The sequence below is a fragment of the Arthrobacter sp. PAMC25284 genome (assembly GCF_019443425.1).
Lineage (GTDB): Bacteria > Actinomycetota > Actinomycetes > Actinomycetales > Micrococcaceae > Arthrobacter > Arthrobacter oryzae_A.
Genome location: NZ_CP080382.1, coordinates 1,145,224 through 1,158,203, shown reverse-complemented (window position 1 = coordinate 1,158,203; position 12,980 = coordinate 1,145,224). Strand labels below are relative to the sequence as shown.

The following is a 12,980-nucleotide window of genomic DNA, read 5'->3' as shown; positions in this document are numbered from 1 at the left end:
CGCCCTCACACTGGAGCAGTCATGCCCGCTTTGCCCGCGATAGACCATCTCGCCCTCACCGTCAGCAACGCTGAAGCCAGCGTCGCCTTCTACTCCCGGCTGTGGGACGCGCGACCCACCGGGACCATGAACGATGGGCCGTTCGTCCGCCACAAGTTCGATCTCGGCGGTGGGATGTCTCTGGGCCTCACCGAGCACCGGGAGGCGCCCGGTGACACACGCTTCAATGAACAGAACCCCGGGCTGGACCACGTTGGATTCGCGGTGGCCAGCGGTACGGAACTGGCCGAGTGGGCCGCGCACCTCGACGGGATCGGAGTGGCGCACAGCGGGATTGTGGAGGCGTCCTACGGACACGCGCTGAGCTTCAAGGACCCGGACGGCATTGCGCTGGAGTTCTTCCTGCCCAAGTAGGCCCGGCGCAGCCGGGTCATGGGACCAGGAGGACCTTGCCGGTGGTGCGGCGCTGTTCAAGGTCGTCGTGGGCCTGGGCCGCTTCGGCGAGCGGGTACCGTGCCCCGATGCGGACCGTGAGGCTGCCGTCGGCGGCAGCGGCGAAGATCTCGTCGGAGCGCCAGCGGCGTTCCTGCCCATCGCGCAGGTAGTGGCCCATTGACGGACGGGTCAGGAACAGTGAGCCGCCGGCATTGAGGCGCTGCGGGTCGAACGGCGGAACCGGGCCGGAGGCACCGCCGAACAGCACGAGCATGCCCCGGACGCGCAGGGAAGCGAGTGAGCCGTCGAAGGTGTCCTTGCCGACGCCGTCATAGACCACGTCGACGCCCGTCCCGCTGGTGAGGTCCCGGACCTTGTCAGCAAAGCCGTCGTAGCGCAGCACGTGGTCGGCGCCGGCGTCGCGGGCCAACTGTTCCTTCTCATCAGTCGAGACGGTAGTGATGACGTGCGCGCCCCTGGCCTTGAGCAGCTGGATCATCAGGAGTCCCACGCCGCCCGCGCCGGCGTGCAGCAGCACAGTGTGGTCCGGCTCGACCTTGAAGGTGGAGTTGATCAGGTAGTGCGCCGTGACGCCCTGCAGCGGCAGGGCTGCGGCGGTGAAGTCATCGAGGCCGTGCGGGACGGGCAGCGCTTTATCCCCATCGACGAGGGCATAGCCGGCGTAGCAGTTGATGCCCTCGGCGGTGGCCACGCGGTCGCCGGGGGAGAAACCGGTGACGCCTTGCCCCAGTTCCATCACGGTTCCGGCGGCTTCGGAGCCGGGCGTGAACGGGTACTGGACTTTGTAGACGCCGCTGCGCTTGTACGTGTCGATGAAGTTCACGCCCGCCGCGGCAACTTTGACCAGCAGCTGGCCGGGACCCGGAACCGGGCGCTCCATCTCGGCCAGATTGAGGACCCCGGGGCCCCCGGCCTCGCGGGCGACTATTGCATGCATCATGTCTCTCCTTGCCTGGCAGAATATTCCTTGCTGAATGCCAGAGCCGGACGTCCGGGCCCTGATCCTGCACCCATCCTAGGGATACCGGCGCCGGCCACGACGACGTAACGGCCGCGAGCGGAGAGCCGTGTCGGGACGGGCAGCTGCTGACCTGGGCGGGAGGACCGGGTCCCGGGCAGCGGAGCGCCGTTCAGTAGCGGCGGGTGACCGTGGCCATGGGGCATTCGAAGTGGCGCCCGGCGGCCAGCCCGACATCGTTGAGGTAGCGGACGATGATGCCGTAGGACTGCAGCAGCGTGGTCTCCGTATAGGGAACCTGGTGCTTGGCGCAGAACTCGCGAACGATCACGGCTGCCTTGTCGAGCTGCGGGCGGGCCATGTCGGGGAAGAGATGGTGCTCGGCCTGGCGGTTGAGGCCGCCGAGAAGGATGTCCATAAAGCGGCCGCCGGAGATATTGCGGGACGTCAGCACCTGGCGGCTGAAGAAATCCACCCGGCTGTCCGCCGGCAGCACGGGCATGCCTTTATGGTTCGGCGCGAACGAGGCGCCCATATAAAAGCCAAAGACGCCGAGCTGGACGCCGATGAAAGCGAACGCCATGCCCAGCGGAAGGAACGTGAAGGCCAACACCGGGAGGACACTGAGCCGGGCCGCGAGGATTGGGATTTCAACCCAGCGGTGTGTGACTTTGGCGCTGCGGACGATGAACTTGATCGAGTCGATCTGCAGGCCCAGGCCAACAAGGAACAGCAACGGGAAGAAGAGCCAGCCCTGCTTGCGGGTCAGGAAAGAGAATCGTCCCTGCCGGGTCGCCGCGGCTTCGGGGTGGAAGGCGATGGCACCGGTGGCAATGTCCGGGTCCTTGGAGATGACGTTCGGGTGGTTGTGGTGCGCGCCGTGCTTCTGCTCCCACCAGGAGTAGCTGATGCCGGCGACCGACGTGGCCAGTAGCCGGGCAGCCCAATCGTTGGCGCGCCGGGAGGCAAAGATCTGCCGGTGGCCGGCCTCGTGGGCCAGGAAGCTGAGCTGGGTGCACAGGATGCCTAGGGCGGCGGCGATCAGGAGCTGGAACCAGCTGTCGCCGATCAGTGCGAAACCGAACCAGGTGGCGGTCATCAGGAGAACCAGAACCGAAAATACCGTGACGTAAAATCCGACCCGGCGTTCGAGGAGCCCGGCAGCCTTGACGCTTTTGAGGAGCTCCGAGTAGCTCAGGACGACGGTGTTGGGTTGACGGACCCGCGATGGCGGGCGCACGGTCGTAGCGGCTGAGGCCGCGAAGGAGGTGGTCATTAAGCGCGTGCCCCGTAACTGTAAAGGGCAACATTGCACCTGACATTCGCAGCTGCACGGTGTTGATCGCCCTTCGTCAAGCATACGCGCCGATCTAAACACGGACACACGCAAAAGTATGCATAAATATCGGCACCTATGCATACTCTTGCTGTATAGTCGTTGCCATGACTATTTCTGTTGCCGTCTCCGGCGCGAGCGGTTATGCCGGCGGCGAGATCCTGCGGTTCCTCGCCGGACATCCGGACGTCACCATCGGTGCTATTACGGCGCACAGCAACGCCGGTTCCAGACTAGGGGAATTGCAGCCGCATCTCCATGCTCTGGCCGACCGCATCCTCGAAGACACCACGGTGGAGAACCTCACCGGGCACGACGTCGTGTTCCTGGCCCTGCCGCACGGCGCGTCCGCGGAGATCGCGGCGCAACTGCCCGCCGGGACCGTTGTGATCGACGCCGGCGCCGACCACCGGCTGGAGGATCCGGCCGCGTGGGAAAAGTTCTACGGTTCGGCCCACGCCGGGACCTGGCCGTACGGGCTGCCGGAACTACCCGGACAGCGCGATGCGCTGCGCGGCGCCACCAGGATCGCCGTACCGGGCTGCTACCCGACGTCGGCCCTGCTCGCCCTCACCCCCGGCTTCAGTAACCACCTGCTCGAAGGAGACGACGTCGTCATCGTCTCCGCTTCAGGCATGTCCGGGGCCGGTAAGGCCGCCAAGGTCAACCTGATCGGGGCCGAAGTCATGGGCTCCATGAGCCCGTACGGGGTGGGCGGCGGACACCGGCACATCCCGGAAATCGAACAGGGGCTCTCCAAGGCCCTGAACGGACCGGTCACCGTGTCCTTCACCCCCACGCTGGCCCCGATGAGCCGCGGCATCCTCACCACGGCGACGGCAAAGGTCCGGCCGGGCGTCACCGCCGCGGAACTGCGCCGCGCCTGGAGCGAAGCATACGAGGAGGAGCCTTTTGTCCACCTCCTGCCCGAGGGACAGTGGCCTGCGACCAAGTCCGTGCAGGGCTCCAACCACGCCGTGATGCAACTGGCCCTCGACCAGCACGCCGGCCGCGTCATTGTCTGCTGCGCCATCGACAACCTTGCGAAAGGGACCGCCGGCGGGGCCATCCAGTCCATGAATATTGCCCTCGGCCTGGCGGAGACTGCCGGCCTCAACGTCCAGGGAGTAGCACCGTGAGCATTACAGCACCCAAAGGATTCCGTGCCGCCGGCGTCACGGCAGGCCTCAAGGCCTCCGGCAAGCCGGACCTGGCCCTCGTCGTGAACGACGGGCCGGCCAGGGCCGCTGCGGCCGTCTTCACCTCGAACCGCGTGGCCGCAGCGCCGGTGCACTGGTCCCGCGAAGTGGTCAAGGACGGCCTCGTGGACGCCGTGATCCTCAACTCCGGCGGTGCCAACGCCTGCACCGGCCCGCAGGGTTTCCAGAACACCCACACCACCGCCGAAAAAACCGCCGCGGCACTCGGCGTCTCCGCCACCGACATTTTCGTCTGCTCCACTGGCCTGATCGGCGAGCAGTTGCCGATGGACAAGATTGTGGCCGGCATCGGCGCCGCCGCAGCAGGGCTCAGCGACGACGGCGGCGCCGCGGCCGCCGTCGCGATCATGACCACCGACTCGGTCTCCAAACAGTCCCTGTTCACCGGCGCGGACGCCGAAGGCAATCCGTTCATCATCGGCGGCATGGCCAAGGGGGCCGGCATGCTCGCCCCCGGGCTTGCCACGATGCTCGTGGTCATCACGACGGACGCGGATGTCCGGCCGGAAATGCTCGACGTCGTATTGCGCGACGCCACCCGCGTCACGTTTGACCGCGCCGACTCCGACGGCTGCATGTCCACCAACGACACCGTGGTGCTGCTGGCCTCCGGAGCCTCCGGAGTGGTGCCGTCCGCCGGGGAGTTCGGCGCCGGCCTGACCCAGGTCTGTGCCGACCTCGCCCGCCAGCTGATCGGCGACGCCGAGGGCGCCAGCCACGACATCGCCATTCGGACCTTTAATGCTGCCAGCGAGAGGGACGCGGAGATCGTCAGCCGTGCCGTCGCCCGCTCCAACCTCTTCAAGGCGGCCATCTTCGGCAAGGACCCGAACTGGGGCCGCGTGCTGTCCGCCGTTGGAACTACAGACGCGGCTTTCGAAGCGGATGCGCTCAATGTCACCATGAACGGCATCCAGATCTGCCGGAACGGCAGCATCGGCGATGACCGAAGCCTGGTGGACCTGGAACCGCGCGAAGTGCTCGTCGAGATCGACCTGCAGGCGGGCAACGCCGAGGCCACGATCTGGACCAACGACCTGACACACGACTACGTGCAAGAAAACAGCGCCTACTCCAGCTAGGGACGAAGACCTTGAACACCCAAACCCGCGAGACCACGTCCATGTCCGATGCCCAGGCCAAAGCCGGCACGCTGATCGAGGCGTTGCCCTGGATCCAGCGCTTCGCCGGGACCACCATGGTGATCAAGTACGGCGGTAACGCCATGGTCAACGACGAGCTGCGCCGCGCCTTCGCGGAGGATGTCGTCTTCCTGCACCACGTCGGAATCCACCCCGTGGTGGTGCACGGCGGCGGCCCGCAGATCAACGCCATGCTCAGCCGGCTCGGCATCGACTCCGAATTCAAGGGCGGCCTGCGGGTCACTACCCCCGAAGCCATGGAGATCGTGCGTATGGTCCTGACCGGCCAGGTGGGCCGCGAACTCGTCGGCCTGATCAACTCGCACGGGCCCTACGCCGTTGGTATGTCCGGCGAGGACGGCGGCCTGCTGCAGGCGGTCCGCACCGGCACGGTGATCGATGGCGAAGCAGTGGACCTTGGCCTGGTCGGCGAAGTTACCGGGGTGAACCCCGAGGGCATCCTAGACATCATCTCAGCCGGCCGGATCCCGGTCATCTCGACCGTGGCGCCGGAAGTCGCCGACGACGGCCGGTCCGCAGCCGGTGGCAGCCTCCAGACCACGGGCCAGGTCCTGAACGTCAACGCCGACACCGCCGCCGCGGCCCTCGCCGAAGCCCTCGGCGCCTCGAAACTGGTTATCCTCACTGACGTTGAGGGCCTGTACGCCAACTGGCCGGACCGCTCCTCGCTCATCTCCTCGCTGACCGCGTCCGAGCTGCGGGAGCTCCTGCCGGGCCTGGAATCAGGGATGATCCCCAAAATGGAAGCCTGCCTCAAAGCCGTCGACGGCGGGGTGGAGCGCGCGCATATTGTAGACGGCCGGCTGCCGCACTCGATGCTGCTGGAAACTTTTACGACGGCGGGCATCGGCACGCAGGTTGTTCCGGACGAGGAAGTTAACGCATGAAACACAGCTCAGAGAACACAGTCACGGACAAATCACCGGTTCAGGAACTGACCGACACCCGGGGCCACATCACCGGGGCGGACTGGCTGGCCCGTTACTCGTCCTCGGTGCTGGGCGTTTTCGGCGCCCCTCAGCGCGTCCTGGTCCGCGGCTCCGGCTGCCTCGTCTGGGACGCCGACGGCAAGGAATACCTGGACCTGCTCGGCGGGATCGCCGTTAACGCCCTCGGCCACGCCCACCCGTTTGTCACGTCAGTGATCTCGAGCCAGCTCGCCACCCTCGGGCACGTGTCCAACTTCTTCACCAGCCCCACCCAGATCGCCCTGGCCGAGAAGCTGCTCGAAATAAGCCACGCCCCGGCCGGTTCCCGGGTCTTCTTCGCCAACTCCGGCGCCGAGGCCATTGAGGCCGCCTTCAAGCTGGCGCGCCGGAACGCAGGTTCGGCGGCGACACCGCGGACCAAGATCATCGCCCTCGAAGGCGCCTTCCACGGCCGGACGATGGGCGCCCTCGCGCTCACCGCGAAAGAGGCCTACCGTGCCCCGTTCGCGCCGCTGCCCGCCGGCGTCGTGCACATCCCCTTCGGCGACATCGAGGCGCTCCGCGCGGCCGTGGACGACACAACCGCGGCCGTCTTCCTGGAGCCGATCCAGGGCGAGGCCGGCGTCCGGCCGCTGCCGGCCGGCTACCTTCAGGCCGCCCGCGAGGCCACGACCGCCGCCGGCGCCCTGCTGATCCTGGATGAGGTCCAGACCGGCATCGGCCGCACCGGCAAATGGCTCGCCAGCGGGGACACAGGGATCGTCCCCGACGCCATCACCCTCGCCAAGGGCCTCGGCGGCGGATTCCCGATAGGAGCTCTGGTGACCTTCGGGCCGGTGGCCTCGGGGCTGCTGACCGCGGGCCAGCACGGCACCACATTCGGCGGCAACCCGGTCGCAACCGCGGCGGCCCTCGCGACCTTGCACGTCCTGGAAAACCAGCACGTCCTGGCCCGCGTCCGGGCGGTGGGGGAGCACCTGCGCGCCGGACTCGCCGGCATCCACGGCGTCACCGAGGTCCGTGGCGAAGGCCTGCTGATCGGCTTCGACCTCGATGCGGACGTCGCGCCTGCCGTGGTGCAGGCGGGCCTTGATGCCGGTTTCATCGTTAACAGCCCCGGCCCGCGCACCATCCGCCTGGCGCCGCCCCTGATCCTCAGTACGGAACAGGCCGACCAGTTCCTCGCAGCGCTGCCCGCGTTGCTCCAGACCGCAAAGGACGCCCAGTGACAGCCACCCGCCACTTCCTCAAGGACACGGACCTGACTGCGGCAGAGCAGGCCGAAGTCCTGGACCTCGCCGTTCGCATGAAGGCCGCACCCTACAGCGTGCAGCCCTTCGCAGCGGACGGAAACGGCCGCAAAACGGTCGCCATCATCTTCGACAAAACCTCCACCCGGACCCGGGTCTCCTTCGCCGCGGGCGTCGCGGACATGGGCGGGAACGCCCTCATCATCAACCCGGGCGAAGCGCAGATCGGGCACAAGGAGTCGGTCCAGGACACCGCCAAGGTCCTTGAGCGCATGGTTTCCACCATTGTGTGGCGGACGGGTGCGCACGCCGGCCTGGTCGAAATGGCCGGGAACTCGCGCGTCCCGGTGATCAACGCCCTGTGCGATGACTACCACCCGTGCCAGCTGCTTGCCGACCTGCTCACGATCAGGGAGCACAAGGGCCGGCTGCAGGGCCTGACCCTGACCTACCTCGGCGACGCGGCGAACAACATGGCCAACTCGTACCTGCTGGCAGGCGTCACCGCGGGCATGCACGTACGCATCGGCGGTCCGGAGGGATACCTTCCCTCGCCGGAGATCATCGCTGCGGCCGAGGAGCGCGCCGCCGAGACCGGTGGCTCGGTGCTCGTTACGGTCGACGCCGCAGCGGCACTCACGGGTGCCGACGTCGTCGCCACCGACACCTGGGTGTCGATGGGCCAGGAAGACGAAAAGGAAGCCCGGCTTCAGCTGTTCCGGAGCTATTCCGTCGACGAAGCGGCAATGCAGCTCGCGGCGCCGGACGCCGTCGTCCTGCACTGCCTCCCGGCCTACCGTGGCTACGAAATCGCCGCCGCCGTCATCGACGGCCCTCAGTCCGTGGTCTGGGATGAGGCGGAAAACCGCCTGCACGCCCAGAAAGCATTGATGGCCTGGCTGATGCACATGTCGGGGCTGGCCGTTGTTGATGGGCTGGTACCGGTGGACGGGCTCGGATAATGTCCGTCCAGCCGGCGGCCCAGGGCGCGAGCCCGGCCACCAAGACGGCCCGGCAGGCGCGGATCGCCGCAATCCTGACGGGCGAGTCTGTCCGCTCCCAGGCAGAACTCGCGGCGCTGCTCGCCGACGACGGCGTCCAGGTCACCCAGGCCACGCTGTCCCGGGACCTGGTGGAACTCGGCGCGGTCCGGGTCCGCGGCAAGGACGGCGTGCTCGTGTACGCCGTCCCGGGGGAGGGCGGGGAACGTGCGGCCAGGAGCGGCGTCACCCAGGAAATCCTCGATGCACGGCTTGCGCGGCTGTGCGGGGAACTGCTCGTCACGGCCGAGGCTTCGGCCAACCTGGTGGTGCTGCGTACGCCCCCCGGGGCAGCGAACTTCCTGGCCCTTGCGATCGACCATTCCGTGATGCCGTCCATCCTGGGCACCATCGCCGGCGACGATACCGTCCTGCTGGTGACCCGGGACCCCTTGGGCGGCGCGGACCTCGCCGCACGCTTCCTGCAGTTCGCCGAGGAAACCGGCCAATAAGCTGATGGCAGAGCTGACACCCTGCCAGACCCGGCTGTCACATTCGTTGGCGGCCGATCGAATGAACGAAGAACCCAAGAAACAACTGAAGGAGCATGTGACGTGACTGAGCGTATTGTTCTGGCCTACTCCGGTGGCCTCGATACTTCCGTAGCCATCGGCTGGATCGGTGAAGCCACCGGTGCCGAGGTCATCGCCGTGGCTGTTGACGTCGGACAGGGTGGCGAATCGCTGGAGACCATCCGCCAGCGCGCCCTCGGCTGCGGTGCCGTTGAGGCCTACGTGGCCGACGCAAGCGACGAGTTCGCCAACGAATACTGCGTGCCGACGCTGAAGGCCAACGCCCTCTACCAGGGCCACTACCCGCTGGTGTCCGCGATCTCCCGCCCGGTGATCGTCAAGCACCTGGTCAAGGCCGCCCGCGAATTCGGCGCCACCACAGTCGCGCACGGCTGCACCGGCAAGGGCAACGACCAGGTCCGCTTCGAGGTCGGCATCCAGACCCTCGGGCCGGACCTGAAGTGCATCGCACCGGTCCGCGACCTGGCACTGACCCGTGACAAGGCCATTGCCTTCGCCGAGGAAAAGGGACTGCCGATCGAAACCACGAAGAAGAACCCCTACTCGATCGACCAGAACGTCTGGGGCCGCGCCGTCGAAACCGGCTACCTCGAGGACATCTGGAACGCCCCCACCAAGGACATTTACGACTACACCGCCACCCCTGAATTCCCCCCGGCGCCCGATGAGGTCACTATCTCCTTCGAAGCCGGTGTGCCGGTCGCGATCGACGGCGTCCGGGTCACCCCGCTGCAGGCGATCAAGGAACTCAACCGCCGCGCCGGCGCCCAGGGCGTCGGCCGGATCGACGTCGTCGAGGACCGCCTCGTCGGCATCAAGTCCCGGGAAATTTACGAGGCCCCCGGCGCCATGGCGCTGATCACGGCCCACAAGCACCTCGAAGACATCACGCTCGAACGCGAGCAGGCCCGCTTCAAGGCCACCGTCGGCCAGCGCTGGTCCGAGCTGGTCTACGACGGCCAGTGGTTCTCCCCGCTCAAGCGTTCCCTCGACGCCTTCATCGAAGAGACCCAGCGCTACGTCACCGGCGACATCCGGATGGTCCTGCACGGCGGCCAGGCGATCGTTAACGGACGCCGCTCGGAGACCTCGCTCTACGACTTCGACCTCGCCACCTACGACACCGGCGACACCTTCGACCAGTCCATGGCCAGGGGCTTCATCGAGCTGTGGGGCATGTCCGCCAAGGTGGCCTCCGGCCGCGATATCCGGGTCGCAGGACAGTGACCCAGGAGCGCTCGGGGACGAACGAGGGCACGCTGTGGGGCGGCCGGTTCGCCGGCGGCCCCGCGGATGCCCTGGCGGCGCTGAGCAAGTCCACGCACTTTGACTGGCGGCTGGCCCGCTACGACATCGCCGGCTCCAAGGCGCACGCCCGGGTGCTGCACAAGGCCGGACTGCTGGACGACGTCGAGCTCGAAGGCATGCTCGCCGCCCTGACCCGGCTCGACGAGGACGTGGCCTCCGGCGCGTACCTGCCCTCGGAATCCGATGAGGACGTCCACGGCTCGCTGGAACGCGGACTGATCGAGCGCGCCGGAACGCAGCTCGGCGGCAAGCTCCGGGCCGGCCGGTCGCGCAACGACCAGGTCGCCACCCTGGGCCGGATGTTCCTGCGGGACCACGCCCGAATCATCGCCCGCGGCGTCCTGGCAACGATCGATGCCCTGGTGGAACAGGCCAAAACCCACCCCGGTGCGGCCATGCCCGGGCGGACCCACCTGCAGCACGCCCAGCCTGTCCTGCTCAGCCACCACCTCCTCGCCCACGCCTGGGCGCTGTTGCGCGATGTGCAGCGGCTGCAGGACTGGGACAAGCGCGCCGGCGTCTCGCCCTACGGATCCGGCGCCCTCGCCGGTTCCTCGCTGGGCCTGGATCCGGAGGCCGTCGCCGCGGACCTCGGCTTCTTCTCCGCGACGCACAACTCGATTGACGGCACTGCCTCCCGCGATGTCTTCGCCGAGTTTGCCTGGGTCACGGCCATGATCGGCGTGGACCTCTCGCGCGTCTCAGAGGAGGTCATTCTCTGGGCGACCAAGGAGTTCTCCTTCGTTACGCTGCATGACTCCTACTCGACCGGGTCCTCGATCATGCCGCAGAAGAAGAACCCCGATGTTGCCGAACTGGCCCGCGGCAAGGCAGGGCGCCTGATCGGCAACCTGACCGGGCTGTTGGCCACGCTCAAGGGTCTGCCGCTCGCGTACAACCGCGACCTGCAGGAAGACAAGGAACCGGTGTTCGACGCCGCCGACACGCTGGAGCTGTTGCTTCCGGCCGTCTCGGGCATGATCGCCACCCTGAAGTTCAACACCGAACGGATGGAATCGCTGGCGCCGCAAGGCTTCGCTTTGGCCACCGACATCGCCGAATGGCTCGTCCGGCAGGGCGTTCCGTTCCGCGAGGCGCACGAGCTCTCCGGTGCCGCGGTCAAGCAGGCCGAAAGCCGCGGCGTTGAGCTCTGGGATCTCACGGATGAGGAATACGCCGCAATCTCGGCGCACCTGACGCCGGAGGTCCGCACGGTCCTCAGCACCGAAGGGTCGCTGAACAGCCGCAACTCCCAGGGCGGCACCGCGCCGGCCGCCGTCGAACGCCAGCTGCTGGCGCTCGAATCCGAGCTGGCCGGCGTCCGGGCCTACGCGGTGTAGTTCCGTCCGCCCACACGCGGGGTGACACTTCGTTGCAATGTTCCCAGGACATATTCCCTGATCATTGCCTCGAAGTGTCGCCTCGCGGCGTTTAAGGTGGGCAGATGAGCGAATCCTTCCGTGAGCGGCTGCGCGCCCTGCCCGATTTCCCTGAGCACCTGCCGGAGTTCGACCCGGCGGCCGCCCCCGCAGATCCGGCCGAACTGTTCCGGCAATGGCTCGACGCGGCACTCGAAGCCGGGGTCGCGGCCCCGAACGCGTTCAGCCTGGCCACCGTTGACGACGAAGGCTGGCCCTCGTCCCGGATGCTGATCCTCAAAGATATCGACGACGACGGCTGGCACTTCGCGACCTCGCGCACCTCACGCAAGGGCCTGGAGCTGCAGGCCAACCCGCACGCGGCACTGAACTTCTACTGGCCACCGCAGGGCCGGCAGGTGCGCGTCACCGGCGACGTGGTGGAACTGTCCGCCGAGGCCTCGGCCGCCGACTGGCACAGCCGGCCCGGCGCGGACGGCAGCGACAACCCCGACTGGCAGCTCTACGCGGTGCGGCCCCGCGAAATCGAATTCTGGCAGGCCAGCCACGACCGCCGCCACATCCGCCACCGCGTCGTTCCTGAGAACCTCCGCTAGCTTCCGTGGCTAGGATAGGCGGCATGACCGTCATGACACCCGAAAAACTCCTCGAAGAACTGCACCGCGCCGCCGACATCGTGGCCGGAATGACCGCCACTCTCGCTGACCCGGACATCAAAGCCCCATCGGAACTGCCAGGCTGGAGCCGGGGCCACGTTCTCGCCCACATCGCCGGCATCTCCAACGCCATGGCCCGGCAGCTGGAGTATGCAGCCCGCGGCGAGACGATTGAGCTCTACGACGGCGGCTACGAGGGCCGCAGCCAGGCCATCGAGATGGCCGCTGGCCACAGCGCCGCGGAACACCGCGCGGACGTCTCGGCCGCTCTGGCTCGGGTCCTGGGTGCTTTTGATTCCCTCAAGGGGACCGGCCGGTCGGGTCCGGCCGGCTGGCAGCAGCCCATCAGCTTCCGCGGGGGAGTCGCGTTCGACGGAGGCCTGGCCATCTGGCGCGAACTCGTCATTCACGCCAGCGACCTTGGCATGGGCCGCGGCCCCGAAACCTGGAACCGGCCTTTCTGCGAACACCTCTTCGACTTCCTGTCCGCCCGGGTGCCGGAGGGCCAGCGGTTCATCCTGCAGCCGCTCGCCCTGCCGCCGGTGACCATTGGCAGCGGTGCACAATCCACCGCGGTCGGCGGCATGTTGACGGACATCGCGGCCTGGCTTGCCGGCAGGACCCCCACGCTCGGCAGCCTGCGTGCCACCGCCGCAGCCGACGGCGTCGACCTTCCTCATTTGGAGCCGTGGCCGGCCGCGGTGGCCCCCGCCCGCTGAACCGTCCGGCCTGGTCGGTGCCTGCGCTTGCAT

Annotated in this window: 13 protein-coding genes; 11 read left to right on the top strand and 2 right to left on the bottom strand. The window is 67.7% G+C overall.

Annotation, left to right across the window (positions count from 1 at the left end; genetic code table 11):
• Positions 1-21 precede the first annotated feature (21 nt).
• A complete protein-coding gene (locus KY499_RS05435; RefSeq protein ID WP_219886401.1) occupies positions 22-414 on the top strand; it encodes a VOC family protein in 393 nt (130 codons plus the stop codon).
• 16 nt (positions 415-430) lie between these two features.
• Here KY499_RS05435 and KY499_RS05430 read toward each other — a convergent pair whose 3' ends face one another.
• Both KY499_RS05430 and KY499_RS05425 read right to left on the bottom strand, forming a co-directional pair.
• The gene (locus KY499_RS05430) at positions 431-1,396 is read right to left on the bottom strand and encodes a quinone oxidoreductase (RefSeq protein ID WP_219886400.1); all 966 of its coding nucleotides are present in this window, start codon (positions 1,394-1,396) and stop codon (positions 431-433) included.
• A gap of 190 nt (positions 1,397-1,586) precedes the next feature.
• Entirely contained in the window at positions 1,587-2,690 is a 1,104-nt protein-coding gene (locus tag KY499_RS05425) for an acyl-CoA desaturase (RefSeq protein WP_219886398.1), read from the bottom strand.
• 167 nt (positions 2,691-2,857) lie between these two features.
• Between KY499_RS05425 and argC the strand changes: the two genes are divergently transcribed.
• The 10 genes from argC (at position 2,858) to KY499_RS05375 (ending at position 12,947) form a co-directional block, all read left to right on the top strand.
• Entirely contained in the window at positions 2,858-3,889 is a 1,032-nt protein-coding gene (gene argC / locus KY499_RS05420) for an N-acetyl-gamma-glutamyl-phosphate reductase (protein ID WP_219886396.1), read from the top strand.
• A complete protein-coding gene (gene argJ, locus KY499_RS05415; RefSeq protein ID WP_219886394.1) occupies positions 3,886-5,052 on the top strand; it encodes a bifunctional glutamate N-acetyltransferase/amino-acid acetyltransferase ArgJ in 1,167 nt (388 codons plus the stop codon). Before argC ends, argJ begins: the two co-directional genes overlap by 4 nt.
• 11 nt (positions 5,053-5,063) lie before the next feature.
• The gene (argB, locus tag KY499_RS05410; RefSeq protein WP_219886393.1) at positions 5,064-6,020 is read left to right on the top strand and encodes an acetylglutamate kinase; all 957 of its coding nucleotides are present in this window, start codon (positions 5,064-5,066) and stop codon (positions 6,018-6,020) included.
• A complete protein-coding gene (locus KY499_RS05405; protein ID WP_123255421.1) occupies positions 6,017-7,291 on the top strand; it encodes an acetylornithine transaminase in 1,275 nt (424 codons plus the stop codon). The genes argB and KY499_RS05405 overlap by 4 nt, the downstream gene beginning before the upstream one ends.
• The gene (argF, locus tag KY499_RS05400; RefSeq protein ID WP_123255422.1) at positions 7,288-8,274 is read left to right on the top strand and encodes an ornithine carbamoyltransferase; all 987 of its coding nucleotides are present in this window, start codon (positions 7,288-7,290) and stop codon (positions 8,272-8,274) included. Before KY499_RS05405 ends, argF begins: the two co-directional genes overlap by 4 nt.
• Positions 8,274-8,804, top strand: coding sequence for an arginine repressor (locus KY499_RS05395; RefSeq protein WP_123255423.1), 531 nt, complete (start codon positions 8,274-8,276; stop codon positions 8,802-8,804). The genes argF and KY499_RS05395 overlap by 1 nt, the downstream gene beginning before the upstream one ends.
• Positions 8,805-8,906: 102 nt before the next feature.
• Positions 8,907-10,112, top strand: a complete 1,206-nt coding sequence (locus KY499_RS05390) for an argininosuccinate synthase (protein WP_123255424.1) — start codon at positions 8,907-8,909, stop codon at positions 10,110-10,112.
• A complete protein-coding gene (argH, locus tag KY499_RS05385) occupies positions 10,109-11,533 on the top strand; it encodes an argininosuccinate lyase (protein WP_219886392.1) in 1,425 nt (474 codons plus the stop codon). Before KY499_RS05390 ends, argH begins: the two co-directional genes overlap by 4 nt.
• A 104-nt stretch (positions 11,534-11,637) precedes the next feature.
• Positions 11,638-12,168 carry a pyridoxal 5'-phosphate synthase gene (locus tag KY499_RS05380; RefSeq protein ID WP_219886390.1) on the top strand — a complete coding sequence of 177 codons (531 nt, stop codon included), beginning with the start codon at positions 11,638-11,640 and terminating at the stop codon, positions 12,166-12,168.
• 23 nt (positions 12,169-12,191) lie between these two features.
• Positions 12,192-12,947, top strand: coding sequence for a maleylpyruvate isomerase family mycothiol-dependent enzyme (locus KY499_RS05375; protein ID WP_219886388.1), 756 nt, complete (start codon positions 12,192-12,194; stop codon positions 12,945-12,947).
• Positions 12,948-12,980: the final 33 nt, after the last annotated feature.